Source organism: Massilia sp. BHUDP2, assembly GCF_046236355.1.
Classification (GTDB): domain Bacteria; phylum Pseudomonadota; class Gammaproteobacteria; order Burkholderiales; family Burkholderiaceae_D; genus Telluria; species Telluria varians.
This window is the reverse complement of record NZ_JBJUVW010000001.1, coordinates 190,511-210,048: the sequence shown is the minus strand read 5'-3', so window position 1 is coordinate 210,048 and position 19,538 is coordinate 190,511. Positions and strand designations below refer to the sequence as shown.

Genomic DNA, 19,538 nt, shown 5'->3' with positions numbered 1-19,538 from the left:
GGTGCTACACATACACGCATTGTCACCTGTCGGCCTGGCCGCAGGCGCCCCACCGGTCAGCGCACGCCGCTAACCGGCAGCCAGGACGGCTTGGTATTGGTGTGCAGTTCGATGTCGACCGGATCGGTAAAGGGTGCGTCCAGCGTGCCGAGGGTGACCGCAATGCGCTCGGGCGACTGCTCGCTGCGCCAGAACAGGGTGGAGCCGCATTGCCGGCAGAAGGCGCGCCGGCCGTGGCTCGACGAGGCGTATTCGGTAATGAACTCTTCGCCGCGTTCGATGCGCAAGCCGGCACGGGCAAGGTTGGCATAGGTGCCGGCGGCCGCCCCATGCTGTTTCTGGCACATGGTGCAATAGCAGTGGCTGGCGCTCTCGATCGGGCCGGTCGCCTGGTAGGCAACGGCGCCGCACAGGCAGCTTCCTCGTAACATGCTGGTCTCCTCGTAGTCCGGATCAGGCCGGCCGGTTCTCGGTCCCTTCGCCGCGCGTGACGTGCAACATGCGGCTCGGCTGGCGCACCCGGGCAGTATGCCAGACGCCGCGCGGCACCACGACGGCGCCGCTGCCCTCCAGCACGATGGTCTCCACCCCGCTGTCGCGTTCAAGCAGCAGTTCTACGTGACCTGCGAGCAGGTAGACGAATTCGTCGCCGTGCGGGTGCATTTCCCAGCTCGGCCAGTCTTGCGTGAACGAGAATTCGCTGACCAGCCAGCCCTTGCCGAAGGCATCGAGTTCGGCTGGGGGCAGCTGCCAGAAGGATTCGCCTGGCACGCTGCGTGCCAGGCCATCGTCGGCGAGGTGGACATAGGTCTGCTGCGGGTCGATTGGCATGACGGCTCCTTCGTCGAGAGCGGAATTCTGCCAATACTATCACCCGCGAGGCGGGCTCAAGGGGTGATGCGCAGGTAGTCGATATCGGCGAAGCTGCCCGCCGCCCCGGTCGCGAACAGGCCGACCTGCGTCCCGACCCAGCGGCCCATGGTGGCGTCGAATGGCGCACCGAGCTGCGTGTAGCGCAGGCCGTCCGCGCTGTACCAGAAGGCGACGCGGGCGCCGGCCGTCACGTGCATGCGCAGGTGGGCAGCGAAGCCCGGCAGTTCCGCGCCCAGCTCCTCGACGCACTTGCCGTCTTGAGCACAGCGCACCAGCACCATGCGCGGCTTGCCTTCGACGCGGCGCAGGCCGAACCACTGGCTGGCCAGGCCCATCGTGCTGAGACCGACCTGGTCGCCGTCGCGCTGCGCGTGCAGGTCGACCTTGGCGGTGACGCCGAAGGCGGGCGCCGGGAACTTCTGGGTCAGCACCGAGGGCAGCGAGCGTACCGGCATCTCCGGCTGCGCGAACAGGCGCAGATGGCCCGGACGGGCGTCGAGCGCATACCAGCGGGAATCCGGGTTGGCTGCCCATTGCCACTGCGCACCCAACGCCTTGCCATCGAATTCATCGCTCGTTGCCGGCACCTGCCGGACGAAGCTGCCGGGAACCGGCTTGGCATGTTCGGTCACCGGCTGGCCCACGCCCGGCTTGCTCGACGGCTCGCCGATCAAGGGCCAGCCGTCGTTCCAGCGCATCGGCTGCAGGTGCACCACGCGTCCGTAGGCGCGCTTGTCCTGGAAGTGGAAGAACCAGTCGCTGCCCTGCGGCGTCCTGACCCAGGCGCCCTGGTGCGGCCCGTTGATGCTTGTCGCGCCCTGCTCCATCACGATGCGCGACTCGTACGGGCCCTCGATGCTGCGCGAGCGGAACACCGATTGCCAGCCATGCTCGACGCCGCCCGCCGGCGCGAACACGTAGTAATATCCGTTCGCCTTGTACAGCTTCGGTCCCTCCAGCGTGCGGTAGCCGGGCAGCTTGTCGCCGTCGATGACCACCTTGCCTTCGCTGTCGAGCAGGCTGCGGCCATCGGGCGCCATCTTGCGCAGCGTGAGCACATTGTTGAAGCCGGCCCGGCTCTTGGCCCAGGCGTGGATCAGGTAAGCCTTGCCGTCCTCGTCCCACAGCGGAGCCGGATCGATGATGCCCTTGCCCGGCAGGAGCAGGTGCGGGGTGCTCCAGGGACCCTTGAAGTCTTTCGCGGTGGTGACGTAGATCCCGTTGTCGGGGTCGGGATAGAAGATCCAGAATTTGCCGTCGTGGTGGCGCAGGGACGGGGCCCACACGCCCTTGCCGTGCTGGGGCGCGGCGAACTGCGCACCCGGCACCAACTGGGGCAGCGCATGGCCCTGCAGCTCCCAGTTGACCATGTCTTTCGAGACCAGCAGCGGCAGGCCGGGCGCGTTGGCGAAGCTCGAGGACACCATGTAGTAGGTGTCGCCCACGCGGATCGCGTCCGGGTCGGAATAATCGGCATGCAGGATCGGGTTGCGGTAGCGGCCGTCGCCGAGGTCGGGCGACCACGGCGCGCGTGCCGGCACGGGGCCGAGCACGCGCTCGAGAAACGCCGCCATCGCGTCGACGGTGGGCGACACCCAGGGATCGAACAGCCAGAACGAATGCGGCGTGCCGGCCAGCGCCACGGTATCCGAATGGATGCCGTACGAGGCCAGTTTGGCCGCCATCGCCTCGCGTCCCACCGAGAAGCGCGGCACGCTGCTGGTGATGAAGAGTACCGGCGGGCTGTTCTTGCCCACATGATTGATAGGCGAAGCCTCGCGCCACAGCGCTTCCTTCTCGGCGTAGCGGCCGCCGAACCAGGCGCCGGCCGCGGAGGGGTTCTTCTTCGGATCGTCCTCGTGCCTGCGCGCTTCCTCCGAGGTGAAATCGGACAGGCCGTCGATGTTGACCACCGCACGGATGGCTTGCGGCTCGAGCATGCCGACCAGCGCGGCGATCTGGCCGCCGGCCGAGCCGCCGGCGATCGCAACCCGGTTTGGGTCGATGCCATGGCTGCCCGCGCCCTTGCGCAGCCAGCGCACGGCTTCCTTCACGTCCTCGATCGCGGCCGGGTAGCGCGCCTGTCCGGACAAACGGTAACTGACGGTGGCGGCCGCGTAGCCGCGTGCGGCAAGGCGCGCCGCCAGCGGCGCCATGTTGGTCCGCTCGCCGGTGCCCCAGCCGCCGCCGTGGACCAGGATCACCAGTGGCGCCGGCTTGCCGCCCGGGCCGGGCAGGTAGAGGTCGAGCCCCAGGGACAGGTCGCCGCGCCGCGCATACTCGAGGTCCTTGCGCACCTGGACCGGGGCAGGCGCCTCGGCGCTGGCGATGCGGATGTCGGGATAGTCGCGCACCAGCTTGCGGTAGGTGGTGTCGGCGTTGTACGGCGCCTGGGCGAAGGCCGCAGTGGCCGTCAGTGCCAGCAGCAGGCCGAGAGGAGCCCGCCTCACAGCGCCGCTCCCCGGAACACGCAGCGGCGGCGCAAGTTCGCGCCCGGCGCCAGCACCGTCAGGCCGGGATAGCCCGGCAGGTTGTGCGCATTGATCGGGTGGTCCACCGGTTCGAAGCAGAAGAAATCGCGTCCCGGCGGAACGTAGAGGATGAAGTAATCCATGTCGGCCTGTACCTCCAGTGCAAGGCCGCGTTGCGGCCAGGTGACGCGGGCGGCGCCGTGCCAGCCCTCGAATACGTTGTCGACGCCGTTCTGGGGCAAAGGCGCGGGGCTGTCGAAGCGCCACTCGGGCGGGATGTCCTGGCGCATCAGCGGCAGCTTGTCGGGGCCGGCCATCCACACGCTGTTGGCGCCGGCTTCCAGCCGGGCGCCCTGGGGATCCGGCATCCAGGGATGCAGGCCGATCCCGAAGGGCAGCGCACTACGGCCCGCATTGCGCACGCTGAGCTCCACCACCAGCGCATCCTTGTCCAGGATGTAGTGCAGCTCGGCCGTATAGGCGAAGGGCGCCGCGTCCCAGCGGTCCAGGCTTAAAGTCAGTGAAGCATCGTGGTGGGCGGCGACGCGCCAGGGCTGCTGCCAGCCGTCGCCGTGGATCGGGCAAGGCTCTCCGGCCCGGTTCGGCGCGGGCACGTGGCGCTGGCCTTCGAAGGCAAAGCCGGAGGGCGCCATCCGGTTCGACCAGGGCAGCAGCGGGAAGCAGGCCAGCTGCCCGGGCAGCGGCGTGTCGTTGACCTCAGGCGGCAAGCCGCGCAGCAGGGGCCGCGCCTGGTCGCCGTCCAGCCAGTCCAGCCGCGCCAGGCCGCCCCCGATCTGCGGAACGATCTCGGCCAGCAGGCGCTCGTTACGCAGTGTGAGGCGTTCCAGCACGGCTCTGGTCACCGATCAGTATTGCGGGCCGTCGAGCAGGAACTTGCCGCCCTGGTACATCGTGGTGACGTCGTCCTTGGCCGGGAACTCGGAGGTGTCCGGGAACAGGTGGGCGAACTTCGACGAGCTGTCCTTCGGCTTGTAGCCCAGGTGCGAGGCCAGGCGGTTGTCCCACCACACGCTGTCGTTGTCCGACATGCCATAGACGATGGTGTGGCCGACGCGCGGCGCGAACAGCGAGCAGCGCAGCATCTCGGTCAGGTCGTCGTAGGAGAACCAGGTGCTCATCATGCGCTTGTTGGCCGGCTCCGGGAAGCTCGAACCGATGCGGATGCAGACGGTCTCGATGCCGAAGCGGTCGAAGTAATAGCGCGCGATCTGCTCGCCGAAGACCTTCGACAGGCCGTAGTAGCTGTCCGGGCGGGTCGGCGACTCCGCGTCCAGCACGGTGTTGACGTGGTGGTAGCCGATCGCGTGGTTCGAGCTGGCGAAGATCACGCGCTTGGTACCGGCCTTGTGCAGGGCTTCATACAAATTGGCCACGCCCAGGATGTTGGCCTGCATGATCGGCTCGAAAGGCTTCTCGGTGGAGATGCCGCCGAAGTGCAGCACGGCGTCCACGCCTTCGAGCAGTTTCAGTACCGCTTCCTTGTCGGCCAGGTCGCACTGGACGATCTCTTCGCCCTCGCGCGCTTCGCCCATGTCGGCGACGTCGGACAGGCGCACGACCTCGGCCCAGGGCTTGATACGGTCACGCAGCACCTTGCCGAGGCCGCCGGCGGCGCCGGTCAGCAGGATGCGTTTGAAGGGCTTGCCCTTTGCTGCTTCAGTCATTGCTAAAACTCCTCATTCTTCAGGTCACCGGCGCAGGATTGAACAGCGCCAGCGCATTGTGCAGTTTCCAGTGTTCGGCCCAGGTCTTGCGCCCGCTGGCCACGTCGAGGATCAGGCGGAACAGCTCCCAGCCCACGTCCTCGATGCTAGCCTCTCCGCTGGCGATGCGCCCGGCGTTCACGTCCATCAGGTCGTGCCAGCGGTTCGCCAGTTCGGTGCGGGTGGCCACCTTGATCACCGGGACCGCCGCCAGGCCGTAGGGGGTGCCGCGGCCGGTGGTGAAGATGTGCACGTTCATGCCGGCCGCCATCTGCAGGGTGCCGCAGATAAAATCGCTGGCCGGGGTGGCGGCGTAGATCAGGCCCTTCTGCTGCAGCTTCTCGCCCGGCGACAGCACGCCGGTGATCGCCGTGGTGCCCGACTTGACGATCGAGCCCATGGCCTTTTCCACGATGTTCGACAGGCCGCCCTTCTTGTTGCCGGGCGTGGTATTCGCGCTACGGTCGACGCCGCCGCGCACCAGGTAATCGTCGTACCACTGCATCTCGCGCACCATCGCCTGGGCCACTTCCGGGGTGGCGGCGCGCGCGGTCAGCTGGTCGATACCGTCGCGTACCTCGGTGACTTCGGAGAACATCACGGCGCCGCCGGCACGCACGATGAGGTCGGTGGCGAAACCGACGGCCGGGTTGGCGGTCACGCCCGAGAAGGCGTCGCTGCCGCCGCACTGCACGCCGACCACCAGGTCGGAGGCCGGGCAAGTGACGCGCTGGCGCGCGTTCAGCAGCGCCAGGTGCTTCTCGGCGGTCTGCATCAGGTTGTCGATCATCGACATGAAGCCGACGTGCTGCTGGTCCTGCAGGGTGATGACCGAGGGTTCGGCGTTGCCGATCGGGATCGAGCCGGCCGGGAACAGGCGTGCCGGCGGCAGCTTCTCGCAGCCCAGGCTGACGACCATGACGTGGTCGCCGAAGTTCGGGTTTTTGGAGAGGTTGCGGATGGTCTTGATCGGGATGTCCGCGCCCGGCGCGTCGATCGCGACGCCGCAGCCGTACACGTGCTCGAGCGCGACCACGTCCTCGACGTTCGGGTAGCGCGGCAGCAGCTCTTCCTTGATGCGCTTGACCGCGTAGTCGATCACGCCCGAGACGCACTGCACGGTGCTGGTGATCGCCATGATGTTGCGGGTACCGACCGAACCGTCCTTGTTGCGGTAACCCTCGAAGGTATAGCCTTCGAGCGCTTCGGTGACCGGGCGCGCATGGGTGCCGATTGGCAGGTCGTCGAGCGAGCGGGCCGCGGGCATGCGCAGCACGCGCTCCGACACCCAGCTGCCGCGCGGGATCGCGCCGTTGGCATAGCCGATGATCACGCCGTAGCGGGTGACCGGGTCCCCATCGGCGAAGTCCACCAGTGCCACCTTGTGCCCCTGCGGGACCCCTTCGACGAGCGTCAGGCCGTCCGGGAAAACGGTGCCCGCGGGCAGTCCGCCGTCGTTGACGACGATGGCGACGTTGTCGCTGGCCTGCATGCGGATTGTGCGCGGAACTTGGGTGTTCATGGTGTGGTGCCTTGGTCGGTAGGTTCTTTTTCAGTATGCCATACAATTTCGGGCAGTGGCTAGTCCACATTGCTATTTTGGTCGGACCAAATTAGAATGGCCTGACCAATAAGTAGTCAGATAGTAGCTAGACGTATAAGTCAGACAAATCCGCCCGACTGGAGACATATGAAGACGACCTTGATGGCAGCCTCGCTTGCCACCGTTCTTGGCTGCGCACTCGCTTGCGGCCCCGCCCTGGCCCAGGGTGGCCACTACCGCAACACCGACAACAAGAACCTGCTGGACCACTCCGAAGGCACCTATCCGGTGCCGTACAAGAAGCCGGTGGTGGCGGAAGTGACGGCCCAGCTCAAGGCGATCCGCGGCTACATGGACCAGGCAACGCCGACCCGCATCATCAACAGGAAGACCGGCGACCAGATCACCGACCTGAAGACGCCGAACGCCGACGCCATCTTCGAACCCAGCGCGGGCGACTACGGCATCCAGGTGTACGAGATGGGCGTGGTCCACTCGGGCCTCCTGAAGGCAGCCGAAGCGACCGGCGACAAGAGCTTCACGGCGATGAGCCAGCGCCACTTCCAGTTCTTCTCCCAGACCCTCCCCTATTTCCGCGCCCAGGAACAGAAGTTCCAGCTCGACCGGGCCAACAGCTTCGCGCGCTTCCTCGCTCCGCACTCGCTGGACGATTCCGGTTCGATGTGCGCCGCCCTGATCCGCGCGCGCGCGGCCAAGGTCGGCCCGGACCTCAAGCCCATGATCGACACCTGCAGCGACTGGGTGATCAACAAGCAGTTCCGCCTGGAAGACGGCACCATGGCGCGCAAGCGCCCGCAGGAAGTGTCGCTGTGGGGCGACGACATGTACATGAGCATCCCGCTGCTGGCCGAGATGGGCCGCATGACGGGCGATCGCAAGCACTTCGACGACGCCGTCAACAACGTCATGGGCATGAGCAAGCGCCTGTTCAACCCGCAGAATGGCCTGTACACCCACGGCTGGCACGCCAACCATCCGGACGCGCCGCGCTTCTACTGGGCGCGCGCCAACGGCTGGGCGGTGCTGGCCATGTCGGACCTGCTCGACGTGCTGCCGAAGGACCACCCGGGCTACCAGCCGGTGCTGAACCAGCTGCGCGCCGCGATCAAGGGCATCGCCGAACTGCAGTCGGGCACCGGCCTGTGGCACCAGATGATCGACCGGAACGACTCCTACCTCGAGACCTCGGCCAGCGCCATGTTCACCTACGTGATCGCACACGCGGTCAACCAGGGCTGGGTCAGCCCGACCACCTACGGCTCGATCGCGCAGGCCGGCTGGGTGGGCCTGTCGACCCGCATCACCGCCAAGGGTGAAGTGGAAGGCACCTGCGTCGGCACCACCCTCGCCGGCGACATGGTCTATTACTACAACCGTCCGACCAGCGCGCACGCGCTGCACGGCTACGGCCCGACGCTGCTGGCCGGCGCCGAGATCATCAAGATGATCAATAACCCGGCTATCGATATCCAGCACAAGGTTCGCACGTATCATTACGTGCCCAAAGGGGGCAAGACCGACTACAACAAGCATCAGCAATGATGCGTTCATCATCGAGTGAAGCCATGAAACGACTGATCCTTGCAGCGGCCGCATTGTCCACCAGCGCCGCATCGCTGAACGCCTACGCCTTTGACAAACTGGCAGTGACCGTGCAGCACGACCTGTCCATCGCACGTCCGTCCGAGACCATCTCGATCCCCTGGAGCGAGGTCAACGCCGCCCTGCCGGGCGCCCTGATCCAGAAGATCGCCGTGAAGGACGCCAAGGGCCGCGTGCTGCCCTACCAGGTGACCAACGTGGCGCCGCTGTCCAAGGATCCGGAGAACAAGGGCATCGCCTACGGCGAGCTGCTGTTCCAGCACAGCTTCGCCCCCGGCGAGAAGAGCGCCAGCTTCACCGTCGAGAAGATCGACACGGTGGCGCCGGTGTTCGCCCAGAAGGCCTATGCCCGCTACGTGCAGGAACGCCTCGACGACTTCGCCTGGGAAAACGACAAGGTTGCGCACCGGACTTATGGCCCGGCCCTGGCCGCCCCCTCGCCGGCCGGCATGAACAAGGAAGTGCTGGTGACGAGCGGCCTGGACCTGTGGTTCAAGCGCGTGCCTTACCCGATCATCGACCGCTGGTACAACAAGGGCCATGACCACTACCATGAGGACGAGGGCGAGGGCATGGACATGTACCAGGTCGGCAAGTCGCGCGGCGCCGGCGGCACCGGCGTGTGGGACGGCAAGCAGCTGTACACCAGCGTGAACTACGCCTCGTGGAAGGTGCTGGCCAATGGCCCGGTGCGCGCGGTCTTCGAGCTGCACTATGCCGCCTGGGATGCGGCCGGCAAGCCGGTCAGCGAGGTCAAGCGCTTCACCGTCGACGCGGGCCGCCAGCTGGACCGCATCGAGAGCACCTTCCAGTTCGAAGGCAATGAGCCGATCACGGTGGCCGTGGGCCTGAACAAGAACCCGAGCGACAAGGGCCAGGACCCGGTCATCGCGGTCAAGCGCGAAGGTCCGGTGCTGCTGCAGTGGATCGAGCAGAAGAGCAATGGCGCCTTCGGCACCGCGGTGGTGCTGCCGGGCGCGGAAGGCTTCACCGAGGACAAGCTGAACGAACTGATCCTGGCCAAGGCCACTTCCGGCAAGCCGCTGCGCTACTACGCCGGCGGCGCCTGGAGCCGCGCCGGCGACGTCACCACGCTCGCCCAGTGGCAGCGCCTGGCGCAGGACACCGCTGCGCGCGACGGCAATCCGGTGCGCGTGATCCTCGCAAACCCGGCCAAGTCGGGCAAGTGAGGTGACGATGCGCTTCCAGCCCCGCCGCCGCGCCCTGCTGCGCACCGTTCCCGCCGCCGGCCTGCTGCTCGCCGGCGCCGGCTGCGCCACCTCCTCCAGCAACAAGACCGCGGGCGATCCGTGGCAGCGCGCCGCCGACATCGTCGCGCGCTTCGCCACCCCGCTGCGCTTCCGCGAGGAAGACTTCCCGATCACGGCCTTCGGCGCCAAGCCCTGCTCGATGGTCGAGGTCAAGGGACAGACCGCGTCCCTGGTCAACGGCGTACTTCGCACCCCGGCCAAGGGCTCGCCCGACGCCTATCCGGCGATCACGGCGGCCATCGCGGCCTGCCACGCCAAGGGCGGCGGCCGGGTCGTGATCCCGGCCGGCGACTGGTACTGCGCCGGCCCGATCGTGCTGCGCTCGAACGTGCACGTGCACCTGGCTGCAAACGCGCGCGTGCATTTCTCGGCCAATCCGGAACACTATGCGCGCCACGGCGAATTCGACTGCGGCGCCAACGGCAAGCTGACCCTGTCGCGCTGGCAGGGCAACGACGTCCTGAACTACTCGCCGCTGGTCTATGCGCACAACCAGACCAATATCGCGCTCACCGGCGCCGACTGGACCAGCATCCTGAACGGCCAGGGCGGCGTGCCTTTCGAAGACAAGCCGGACGAGTGCTGGTGGGACTGGAAAGGCCGCGGCACGCCGGTACGCACCCGCACCGAGATCGCAGCGAACCCGGCCAATCTGTCGCTGGACAAGGTGGCGCCGAACCTGCTAGAAGCGCAGCGCGCTCTGATCCAGGGCGAAGGCTGGCAGACCGATTCGCGCTACCTGCCGGCCCTGTCGGAAGCGGACGTGCCGGTGGCGCGCCGCGTGTTCGGCCACGGTCACTTCCTGCGCCCCTGCATGATCGAATTCATCGGCTGCAGCAAGGTGCTGCTGCAGGGCTACCAGGTGAATGCGGCGCCGTTCTGGCTGCACCACCCCGTGAACTGCCGCGACCTGGCGATGCGCGGCGTGAACATGGAAAGCCTGGGCCCGAACAGCGACGGCTTCGACCCGGAAGCCTGCGACGGCGTGCTGGTGGAGGAATGCACCTTCAACAACGGCGACGACTGCATCGCGATCAAGGCCGGCAAGAACCGCGACACACAACACGGCCCGACCCGCAACATCGTGATCCAGCGCTGCATCATGAACAGCGGCCACGGCGGCGTGACCCTGGGCAGCGAGATGGCCGGCGGCATCGAGCACGTGTATGCGCAGCAGCTCGAGTTCCGCAACATGCACTGGGCCAAGAAGCCGCTGAACACCGCAATCCGCCTGAAGACCAACATGAACCGGGGCGGCTTCCTGCGCCACCTGTACGTGCGCGACGTCACCCTGCCGAACGGCGTCAGGATCGAGCCGATGATGTACAAGCCGCTGCCGGGTGCGAAGGAAATCACCCAGCCGGTGGCCTCGACCGCGGGCGCGATCATCACCATCGACTGCGACTACGTGCCGGGCGACGACGCGGTGCGCACCCGGCCGCCGCAGGTGTCGGACATCGTCATCAGCGGCGTCCGTGCCGGCAACGTGGACACCGGCTCCGGCAAGTTCTCGTGCTACCAGGCCTTCGTGCTGCTCGGGCCCGTGGCGTCCAGCTTCAACGGACCGGCCGGCACCCCGATCCTGCCGATCCAGCGCATGCGCATCAGCGATTCGGACTTCGGCACGCCGAAGAACGCGGCCCAGCCCTGGTTCCTGCACAACGCCACCGGCATCACCCTGGACCAGGTCACCATCGGCGGCAAGCTCTACAACACGACCCTGTCGTCCAGCAATCCCTAATCCGGGAGAGGTCAGGCCGGTTCATGTATTTATTTGAATTGGCCTGACCACATCTGTCAATATTGCCGTAAAATCTAAAAACTGGCCTGACCAGATACAGATAAAAACGCAATGGAGACAGCATGAAACAAGCGCCGCGTGCCGCCTTACGCCAACTCACCCTGTGCCTGCTCGGCACTGCCTCGGTGTCCCCCCTGTCCATCGGCGCTGCTTTCGCCCAGGACGCCCCAGCCTCCCAGCCGCAGCAGATCCAGACCGTCCAGGTGACCGGCCTGCGCGCCTCGCTCGAGAGCGCGCTGAACGCCAAGCGCGAAGACAGCGGCATCGTCGACGTCATCAAGGCGGAAGACATGGGCAAGTTCCCGGACACGAACCTGGCCGAGTCGCTGCAGCGCGTGCCGGGCGTGGTGATCGACCGCGATGCCGGCGAAGGCCGCAACATCACGGTGCGTGGCCTGGGCCAGGACTTCACCCGCGTGCGCATCAACGGCATCGAGGGCCTGGCCACCACCGGCGGCACCGACAGCTCTGGCGGCACCAACCGCGGCCGCGGCTTCGACTTCAATGTATTCGCCTCCGAGCTGTTCAGCTCCCTCACCGTGCGCAAGAGCTCCTCGGCCGACGTCGACGAAGGCTCGCTCGGCGCCACCGTCGACCTGCAGACCCTGCGCCCCTTCGACCTGAAAGGCTTCAACGCCACCATCGCGGCCAAGGGCAAGTACAACGACGGCTCGGAAAAGATCGACCCGCGCGTGGCCTTCATGCTGTCGAACACCTTCATGGACCGCACCCTCGGCGTGCTGGTCTCGGGCGCATTCTCGAAACGCCGCGTGCTGGAAGAAGGCTTCAGCACGGTGCGCTGGGATAACGGTCCCTCATCGGGCGGCTGGTGCGCGCCGCAAGGCGTCGCCAACAACCCGGCCAACTCCACCGCCACCACCTGCGGCCCGGCGGCCCAGGGCGTGCCGCGCCTGCCGGCATCCGCAGCGGCCACCGAGGCCTACAACGCTGCCAGCAGCGCCGGCAACTTCCACCCGCGCCTGCCACGCTACGGCCGCCTGACCCACGACCAGGACCGCCTGGGCCTGACCGCCTCGGTGCAGTGGCGCCCGCAACGCGGCACCCTGCTCACCTTCGACATGCTGTACTCGAAGCTGGATGCGACGCGCCAGGAAGACTTCCTGCAGGCGATGTCCTTCAGCCGCAGCGCCGCCCAGGGCGGCAAGCCGCAGATGAGCGTGGTCGAAGCGCAATACGCGCCGAACGGCGCACTTCTGTATGGCCGCTACAACGGCGTGGATATCCGCTCGGAATCGCGCTTCGACGAACTGAACACCACCTTCAGCCAGCCGACCCTGACGCTGGAACACAAGTTCAGCGACACCTGGAGCATGAGCGCCAAGGTCGGCCGCGCGAACTCGAAATTCCGCAATCCGGTGCAGACCACCGTCACGCTCGACGCGCTGAACGTGAACGGCTACACCATCGACTTCCGCGGCAACGAGCGCCTGCCGGCGATCAGCTATCCGTTCGACCCGATGGCAAGCAACGGCGCGCTGGGCATCATCGGCGTGCCGGCAGTGGCCAGCGGCACCCAGCCGACCACGGTGCCGAACACCACCACCAGCGAGATCCGCATCCGTCCGCAGGGCGCGACCAACGTCAACGACGTCGGCCAGTTCGACCTGGCCTGGGAAGCCAGCGACAACCTGAGCTTCAAGGGTGGCCTGAACCGCAAGAAGTACGCGTCGGACACCTACGAATTCCGCCGCGTGAACCAGAACGACACGATCTTCGCGCCGGCGGCAGGATCGACCGGCCTGACGACGACCGTGAGCGGCTTCGGCAAGGGCCTCGACATGCCGGCCGGGAACGCGACCGGCTGGGTGATCCCGAACCTGCGCGCCATCGCGGCCGCCTACGACATCTACTGCAACTGCATCAAGGCCGGCCCCGCGGGCGGTCCGGGCGACTTTACCCTGTCTTCGATCACCAACGGCAATGCGCGCGGCAACAACCGCACCGTCACCGAGCGCGACGACGGCTTGTACCTGATGGGCGAGTTCAAATACGACCTGTGGGACATCCCGCTGCGCGGCAACTTCGGCGTGCGTCACGTGAAGACCGAGCTGGAAGCGATCGGCTACCAGGCCGCCGGCGGCGGCACCGCGGTGAAGGTGAACCACGAGTACAAGGACACCCTGCCTTCGATGAACATCGCGGCCAACCTGACCCGCGACTTCATCGTCCGCTTTGGCGCGGCCAAGGTGATGACCCGCCCGCAACTGGGCTTCCTGTCGCCGGGCGGCACCATCTCGACCACCGGCACGCTGACCATCAACACCGGCAACCCGCTGCTGAAACCCTTCCGCGCCAAGACCTTCGACTCGAGCTTCGAGTACTACTTCGGCAAGAACGCCTTCGTGGGCCTGGGCCTGTTCCAGAAGAACATCGACACCTACATCCAGTCGCTGCGCACCAACGTGGCCTTCCGCGAGACCGGCCTGCCGCTGTCGCTGCTGCCGGCGAACTTCAGCGGCGACGAGCAGTTCCAGGTCACGGCCCCGATCAACACCGATGGCGGCAAGCTGAAGGGCTTCGAGCTGAACTACCAGCAGCCGTTCACCTTCCTGCCGGGCTGGGGCCGCAACTTCGGCACGGTGCTGAACTACACCAAGGTGAGCTCGAAGATCGAGTATGCGGTCTCGCCGACCAGCAGCGAACGCATCGTCGACGACCTGCTGAACCTCTCGCCGAAGTCCTGGAACGCGACCTTCTACTATGACGACGGCAAGTTCAGCGCCCGCGTCTCGGGCGCCAAGCGTTCGTCCTTCCTGACCCGCGTGCCGGGCCAGAACAACAACGACGTCGAGGGCAAGAACGAGACCTTCAACGTGGACGTGTCGCTCTCGTACAAGTGGAACGAGCAGCTGGAATTCACGCTGGAAGGCGTCAACCTGACCAACGAGCCGAATGACCAGTTCATCAGCCGCGCGCGCAACAGCGTGGTGGTGAACAACGTGACCGGGCGCGAATTCCTGGCGGGGCTGCGCTACAAGTTCTGATTTCTTCCTCTCCTCTCCTTGGGAGCTTTGACAGCCCGCGCTTGCGCGGGCTTTTTTCATCGTGCGCGCCGCAAAGAAAAAGGCCCGCACGCGGCGAGCCTTCGGGCAGGATGAAACGCCGCTTAGAACTTGTAGCCGACAGCCAGGATCACCGATACCGGGTCCAGCTTCATGTGCTGGGTCTGGCCGGTCGAGAAGTGCACGTCGGTGCGCAGGCGGGCCTTGTTGAGCGTGACGTCGGCAAACCATTTCTCGGTAAAGTTCACGGCCATGCCGACCTGGGCGGTGTAAGTGAACTTGTTGTCGATGCTGAAGGTCGTCGGAACGCCGCTGCCCGGGTTGGTAATCGCGGTCATCTTGGCCGAGCCGCGTTCCTTCATGAAATAGGCATACGTCGCGCCGATGCCAACGAAGGGACGGAAAGTGGCCGTCGGGGCACCGAAGCGGTATTGGGCGAACAGAGTCGCCGGCAGCGCCTCGACGGTGCCGAGCTGGCCGGTGCCGGCGATGGCGCCCGCGCCGTAGATCTTGTGCTTGTAGGGCGTGCCCAGCGCGGTCTCGAGCGAAATGTTGTCGGTCAGGCCGTAGGCCAGGACCAGCACCGGCTGAATGTCCCGGTCGACGTCGCCCTTCGAGCCCGGCAGGGCCGGGGCGCCGATGTCGCCGCTTTCAACCTTCGGGGTGAGCTGGTTGAGGCCGACCTTGGCCGTGAACTGACCGGCGGACTGGGCTGACGCGGTCGAAGCGCAGGCCAGCGCTGCGACGACGCCCAGCACCTTGACGACGCTGTTGAAACGTACTTTCATGTTATCTCCTGATTCTGTGATGGGAGCCCGCCTGGTGGCGGGCCCTCCGCTGTCGTGCAGCCTGTCGATTACAGCCAGCCCTTGACCGCCATTTCCTTGAGAACAAGGCGTGCGATCAGGTTGTTCTCGAACGGCGTCGGGTGGATGTCGTCGGCGAACATGTAGCGGCTGACGTCACCGGCCACGGTATTGCTGTTTGTGCAGATCAGGGACGTGGTGCCCAGTGCGTTCGGGCCGCAGGCCGGGCTGGTGGTGTTGGTCAGGCCATACGGCCCCGGATTCTTCACCTGGTCATTGCTGACGCTGTACAGGTCGACGTACAGGATACGGTCGTCGGCGCCGATGCCGTTCTTCAGCTGGGTATTGAAGGCGTTGATCATGGCGGTAATCAGCTGCTGGATGTCGGCGGTGCGAGACTTGCCGGCCGGGGTGCTGGCAACGTCGGGCAGGTTGGCGACGATGACGTATTTCGCGCCCTTGGCCAGGATCTCGTTCTTCACCAGTGCCGCCATCTGCGCGCCTGCCGTACCCAGGTCCTGGACCAGCTTTGGACCGTTGGCGGCGGCGTAGTCGGCGCCGGCTTTCGCACCGGCAGCGGTGGCGTCGGCCTGGGCCTTGGTGACCATGGGGCCGTAGACCGACACCTGGGCCACGGCGGCGTTGCCCGGCTGGCGTGCGGCGGCGCCGACGGCGGCAGCCACGATAGTCTGCGAGGTATTGCCAGGACGGGCGCTCTCGGTGGCGATGGCCGCGCCGATCGCCTGGGCGGCGGTCTGCGGATTGGTCGCGCCGGCCGCCAGTTGGGCGGTCAGCGAGGTGGCGAAAGTCTGGGCACCGGCGGCATTGCCTGCCGCCGTGGCCTGGGCCGACAGAGTACTCAGGGCCATCAGCACGTCGTTACCGCCGGACAAGATGGTCACCAATTCGGTGCCGCTGAACTTGTTGCCGGTGCGGGACAGGTGGTTGGCGACCTGGGTCACCAGCGGCACCGTCATTTCGCCGATCGGCGAGCCGGTGGCCTTGTTGCCCGGGCCGATCGGGTTGGTCACGCGCGAACCGCCCTGGGCATAGTTGAAGCAGTTCAGGTTGTTGCTGATCGCTACCGAGAAGCCGCGCGACGCGTCGCCTTCGAGGCCGGTCTGGGCCGCGCAAGGCGCCGGCAGTTTCAGCTCGGCTGCCAGGAATTCGACCCAGATCTTGCCGTTCAGCTCAGGATTCTTGGCGGTGCCATCGCCGTTGATGGTGAACTTGCCGCCGCCGGCCTGCTTGACCGCGCCCACAGCATAGGTACCGACGTCCGACAGGCTGTCGCCGAAGGAGACCTGCTGGGTGAAGCTGAGTTTTTGCGTTTGGTCGCCGCCGCTTGGGCTGGTCCCGCCGCAGGCTGCCAGCACCGCTGCCGTCAGCAGGGCGAGCGCGAGTTTGGTTTGACGCATTGTGTCTCCTAGATTGATTTTATTTGAAACGAACGGGCGTGCTATTCGTTCCATAATAATATGCCAGTGTTCAACTTGCTTGTATAGGAATTGCTTACCCGCACGTCAGTTTTTAGTGACACGTGGCAAACAGATCGGGCGGCGATTATAGCGCCGCTATCGGTCCGGAAAGAAAGGGTTTTTGAACGGTGTGACACAGAACAACGCCCGTACGTACGGGCGTTGTGCCTGAAGACGCTTCAGGTGTGCGAAGACGCGCGCTTACTGAGCGGTTTGGTTCAGCAGGCCGTGGACGATGCCGGTCGAGCCGTGCGCGGCGCGGCGCAGGCGGTCGTTGACGCCCAGCCAGGCTCCGCCCTGCGGCGGCGCTTCGACCAGGATCAGGTCCGCGCCCTGGCCGTCCATCGCACGCAGCGCGGCGTACAGGGCATGGGCGAAGCCATCCGGTGTGGCCGGCAGGCGCAGCGCGGCGTGGGTGCTCGGCATGTCCGAGTAGTGGATCAGCGCGACCTTGCGTCCCGCCGCCGCCAGTTCAGCCAGGGTCTGGCGCAGCGTGGCGCTGTCCTGCATCGCCACCGGCGTATGCGGCGCATAGTGCGATTCGAGCGTGCCCGAAACGCGCGGGGCCGCGGCGTCGGGGGCGCTTGGCAACTGGTCGATCACCGCGGCAATCGCCTCGGCGCCGATGTGGCCCGGACGCAGCAGCACCGGGCCGTGGGTGGCCAGGCGCGACAGGTCGACGATGGTCGATTCGATGCCGACTTGCGAGGCGCCGCCATCCAGCACCATGGCCAGCGTGCCGTCTTGCTCGAACTCGTCGCGCACGTGCTGGGCCAGGGTCGGGCTGACCGCGCCAAACTTGTTGGCCGACGGCGCCGCTACGCCGCCCTTGCCGCCCTTGAAGGCGCGCAGCAGCGCGATCGCCACCGGGTGCGACGGGCAGCGCAGGCCGACCGTGTCCTGGCCGCCGCTGACGGCGTCCGGGATGTTCGGTGCGCGCTTGAGGATCATGGTCAGCGGGCCGGGCCAGAAGGCATCGGCCAGCGCCTGGGCCTCGTGCGGGATCTCGGCGGCCCAGTAGTCGAGCGGCGCACCAGGAGCGAGGTGCACGATCACCGGATGGTCCTGCGGGCGGCCCTTGGCGGCATAGATGGCCGCGACCGCGGCCGGGTTCTCGGCATCGGCGCCGAGGCCGTACACGGTCTCGGTCGGGAAGGCGACCAGCGCGCCCTGCTCCAGCGCGCGTGCGGCAGCCTCGATGGCGGCCTGGTCGATGTTCTCGCTTGCCATCCTTACTCCGGGATTCCGAGGATGGCGCAGGCCTGGCGCAGGCTGTCCTGCGCCTGTTCCAGCGTCGGCGCCACGAAGGTCACGTGGCCCATCTTGCGTGCGCGGCGCGGGTCGTCCTTGCCGTACAGGTGCAGGTTGGCGCCCGGCAGTGCCAGGATGCGGTCCCAGGCCGGTTCGCGGGGGGTAGCGCTGTCGCCTTCGAACCAGACGTCGCCCAGGATGTTGAGCATGACGGCGGGCGAATGCTGGCGCACGTCGCCCAGCGGCAGGCGCGCCATCGCGCGTACCTGTTGCGCGAACTGGCTGGTGATGCAGGCGTCGATGGTGTAGTGGCCGCTGTTGTGCGGGCGCGGCGCCATCTCGTTGACCACCAGGGTGCCGTCGGCAAGCACGAAGAATTCGATGCACAGCACGCCCACATAGCCCAGCTGGGCCACGATGGCGCGCGCCGCATCCTGCGCCTGCTTCGCGCAGGCCGCGGAGACGTTCGGTCCCGGCACGGTGGTCGTGAACAGGATGCCGTCGCGGTGCACGTTCTCGGCGATCGGGTAGACCACCGACGCGCCGTCATGCCCGCGTGCGGTGAGGACCGACACCTCGTAGGCCAGCGGCAGCATCTTCTCCAGCAGGCAGGTGACGCCCTTCATGGCATCGAAAGCGGCGCGCACGTCGTCGCGCGTGCGCACGCGCACCTGGCCCTTGCCGTCGTAGCCCATGCGCACGGTCTTCAGGATGCCGGGCAGCAGGTCGTCATCGATGGCGTCGATGTCGGCATGCGAGGCGATGGTCTTGTGCGGCGCCGGCATCACGCCGGAGCTCGGCGCGCATTCGACGAAGAAGCGTTTTTCCGCGATACGGTCCTGGGCGATCGATACGCAGGAGGCGGCCGGCGCAACAAAAGCGCGCTCGCCCAGCCAGGCCATGCTGTCGGCCGGGACGTTCTCGAATTCGGTGGTGACGGCGACGCAGGCCTGGGCCAGTTCGGCCAGGCCGTTCGCATCGTCATAGCCGGCGTTGATCAGGCGCTCGGCGACCTGCCCTGCCGGGCAGTCCGCGGCTGGCTCGAGCACCGCGACCTTGTAGCCCATCGCCTGGGCGGCGTAGGCGAACATGCGGCCGAGCTGGCCGCCGCCCATCACGCCGAGCCAGGCCGACGGATTGGCGGATGGGAGAAACGATTCACTCATGCGTCAGGACGGGAAGGGTCATGGCCTGGGCCGCCGCGGTCTGCTCGGCGCGGAAGGCCAGCAGCTTCTGCGCCAGCGCATCGTCGGTGGCAGCCAGGATCGCCACCGCGGTCAGGGCCGCGTTGGCGGCGCCGGCTTCGCCGATGGCGAAGGTCGACACCGGCACGCCCTTCGGCATCTGCACGATGGAGAGCAGCGAATCTTCGCCGCGCAGGTACTTCGAAGGCACCGGCACGCCCAGTACCGGCACGATGGTCTTGGCGGCCACCATGCCCGGCAGGTGGGCGGCGCCCCCTGCCCCGGCGATGATGGCGCGCAGGCCGCGCTCGCGTGCGGTTTCCGCATAGGTGAACATCTCGTCCGGCATGCGGTGCGCCGAGATCACCTGCGCCTCGAAAGCTACGCCGAACTGCTTCAGGATGTCCACGGCATTCTTCATCACGTCCCAGTCGGACGAGGAACCCATGATGACGCCGACAACTGGCTTGTTTGCTTGCTCGCTCATCTT

Annotated in this window: 15 protein-coding genes; 4 read left to right on the top strand and 11 right to left on the bottom strand. The window is 66.8% G+C overall.

The genetic code is table 11. The annotated features are described in order from the left end of the window. Positions 1-56: 56 nt before the first annotated feature. Genes ACK6C6_RS00945 through garD form a run of 6 tightly spaced genes read right to left on the bottom strand, consistent with a single transcriptional unit; the run spans position 57 to position 6,590 of the window. Positions 57-431, bottom strand: coding sequence for a GFA family protein (locus ACK6C6_RS00945; protein ID WP_409265431.1), 375 nt, complete (start codon positions 429-431; stop codon positions 57-59). A gap of 22 nt (positions 432-453) precedes the next feature. Beyond that, a complete protein-coding gene (locus tag ACK6C6_RS00940) occupies positions 454-831 on the bottom strand; it encodes a cupin domain-containing protein (RefSeq protein WP_409265430.1) in 378 nt (125 codons plus the stop codon). 56 nt (positions 832-887) lie between these two features. Next, the gene (locus tag ACK6C6_RS00935; RefSeq protein WP_409265429.1) at positions 888-3,323 is read right to left on the bottom strand and encodes a family 43 glycosylhydrolase; all 2,436 of its coding nucleotides are present in this window, start codon (positions 3,321-3,323) and stop codon (positions 888-890) included. Next, the gene (locus tag ACK6C6_RS00930; protein ID WP_409265428.1) at positions 3,320-4,195 is read right to left on the bottom strand and encodes an aldose 1-epimerase; all 876 of its coding nucleotides are present in this window, start codon (positions 4,193-4,195) and stop codon (positions 3,320-3,322) included. Before ACK6C6_RS00930 ends, ACK6C6_RS00935 begins: the two co-directional genes overlap by 4 nt. Before the next feature lie 15 nt (positions 4,196-4,210). After that, entirely contained in the window at positions 4,211-5,029 is an 819-nt protein-coding gene (locus ACK6C6_RS00925; RefSeq protein WP_409265427.1) for an NAD-dependent epimerase/dehydratase family protein, read from the bottom strand. Between the two features lie 19 nt (positions 5,030-5,048). After that, positions 5,049-6,590, bottom strand: coding sequence for a galactarate dehydratase (gene garD, locus ACK6C6_RS00920; protein WP_409265426.1), 1,542 nt, complete (start codon positions 6,588-6,590; stop codon positions 5,049-5,051). Positions 6,591-6,758: 168 nt separating this feature from the next. Between garD and ACK6C6_RS00915 the strand changes: the two genes are divergently transcribed. The 4 genes from ACK6C6_RS00915 (at position 6,759) to ACK6C6_RS00900 (ending at position 14,311) form a co-directional block, all read left to right on the top strand. Next, on the top strand, positions 6,759-8,174 hold the full coding sequence (locus ACK6C6_RS00915) for a glycoside hydrolase family 105 protein (RefSeq protein ID WP_409265425.1): 1,416 nt from the start codon (positions 6,759-6,761) through the stop codon (positions 8,172-8,174). Positions 8,175-8,197: 23 nt separating this feature from the next. After that, positions 8,198-9,424, top strand: a complete 1,227-nt coding sequence (locus ACK6C6_RS00910; protein ID WP_409265424.1) for a DUF4861 family protein — start codon at positions 8,198-8,200, stop codon at positions 9,422-9,424. Between the two features lie 7 nt (positions 9,425-9,431). Next, complete coding sequence (locus ACK6C6_RS00905; RefSeq protein WP_409265423.1) at positions 9,432-11,246, top strand: glycoside hydrolase family 28 protein; 1,815 nt, start codon at positions 9,432-9,434, stop codon at positions 11,244-11,246. Positions 11,247-11,368: 122 nt separating this feature from the next. Then, positions 11,369-14,311 carry a TonB-dependent receptor gene (locus ACK6C6_RS00900; RefSeq protein ID WP_409265422.1) on the top strand — a complete coding sequence of 981 codons (2,943 nt, stop codon included), beginning with the start codon at positions 11,369-11,371 and terminating at the stop codon, positions 14,309-14,311. A 122-nt stretch (positions 14,312-14,433) separates the two neighbouring features. Here ACK6C6_RS00900 and ACK6C6_RS00895 read toward each other — a convergent pair whose 3' ends face one another. From ACK6C6_RS00895 to purE, 5 genes are all read right to left on the bottom strand, one after another. Beyond that, complete coding sequence (locus ACK6C6_RS00895; RefSeq protein WP_209587209.1) at positions 14,434-15,117, bottom strand: OmpW family outer membrane protein; 684 nt, start codon at positions 15,115-15,117, stop codon at positions 14,434-14,436. 68 nt (positions 15,118-15,185) lie between these two features. Continuing rightward, positions 15,186-16,553 (bottom strand): SGNH/GDSL hydrolase family protein, encoded by a 1,368-nt coding sequence (locus ACK6C6_RS00890; RefSeq protein WP_409265421.1) that lies wholly within the window; start codon positions 16,551-16,553, stop codon positions 15,186-15,188. A gap of 261 nt (positions 16,554-16,814) precedes the next feature. Next, entirely contained in the window at positions 16,815-17,843 is a 1,029-nt protein-coding gene (locus tag ACK6C6_RS00885; RefSeq protein WP_409265420.1) for an L-threonylcarbamoyladenylate synthase, read from the bottom strand. A 2-nt stretch (positions 17,844-17,845) separates the two neighbouring features. After that, the gene (locus tag ACK6C6_RS00880; RefSeq protein ID WP_409265419.1) at positions 17,846-19,030 is read right to left on the bottom strand and encodes a 5-(carboxyamino)imidazole ribonucleotide synthase; all 1,185 of its coding nucleotides are present in this window, start codon (positions 19,028-19,030) and stop codon (positions 17,846-17,848) included. Further along, positions 19,023-19,535, bottom strand: a complete 513-nt coding sequence (purE, locus tag ACK6C6_RS00875; protein WP_209587205.1) for a 5-(carboxyamino)imidazole ribonucleotide mutase — start codon at positions 19,533-19,535, stop codon at positions 19,023-19,025. Before purE ends, ACK6C6_RS00880 begins: the two co-directional genes overlap by 8 nt. Positions 19,536-19,538: the final 3 nt, after the last annotated feature.

Excerpts from the sequence above, each read along its gene's own strand:
- ACK6C6_RS00890 (WP_409265421.1), bottom strand. The coding sequence starts at position 16,553 with ATGCGTCAAACCAAACTCGCGCTCGCCCTGCTGACGGCAGCGGTGCTG.
- ACK6C6_RS00910 (WP_409265424.1), top strand. The coding sequence starts at position 8,198 with ATGAAACGACTGATCCTTGCAGCGGCCGCATTGTCCACCAGCGCCGCA.
- garD (WP_409265426.1), bottom strand. The coding sequence starts at position 6,590 with ATGAACACCCAAGTTCCGCGCACAATCCGCATGCAGGCCAGCGACAAC.
- ACK6C6_RS00915 (WP_409265425.1), top strand. The coding sequence starts at position 6,759 with ATGAAGACGACCTTGATGGCAGCCTCGCTTGCCACCGTTCTTGGCTGC.
- ACK6C6_RS00905 (WP_409265423.1), top strand. The coding sequence starts at position 9,432 with ATGCGCTTCCAGCCCCGCCGCCGCGCCCTGCTGCGCACCGTTCCCGCC.
- ACK6C6_RS00895 (WP_209587209.1), bottom strand. The coding sequence starts at position 15,117 with ATGAAAGTACGTTTCAACAGCGTCGTCAAGGTGCTGGGCGTCGTCGCA.
- ACK6C6_RS00925 (WP_409265427.1), bottom strand. The coding sequence starts at position 5,029 with ATGACTGAAGCAGCAAAGGGCAAGCCCTTCAAACGCATCCTGCTGACC.
- ACK6C6_RS00945 (WP_409265431.1), bottom strand. The coding sequence starts at position 431 with ATGTTACGAGGAAGCTGCCTGTGCGGCGCCGTTGCCTACCAGGCGACC.
- purE (WP_209587205.1), bottom strand. The coding sequence starts at position 19,535 with ATGAGCGAGCAAGCAAACAAGCCAGTTGTCGGCGTCATCATGGGTTCC.
- ACK6C6_RS00880 (WP_409265419.1), bottom strand. The coding sequence starts at position 19,030 with ATGAGTGAATCGTTTCTCCCATCCGCCAATCCGTCGGCCTGGCTCGGC.
- ACK6C6_RS00885 (WP_409265420.1), bottom strand. The coding sequence starts at position 17,843 with ATGGCAAGCGAGAACATCGACCAGGCCGCCATCGAGGCTGCCGCACGC.
- ACK6C6_RS00940 (WP_409265430.1), bottom strand. The coding sequence starts at position 831 with ATGCCAATCGACCCGCAGCAGACCTATGTCCACCTCGCCGACGATGGC.
- ACK6C6_RS00900 (WP_409265422.1), top strand. The coding sequence starts at position 11,369 with ATGAAACAAGCGCCGCGTGCCGCCTTACGCCAACTCACCCTGTGCCTG.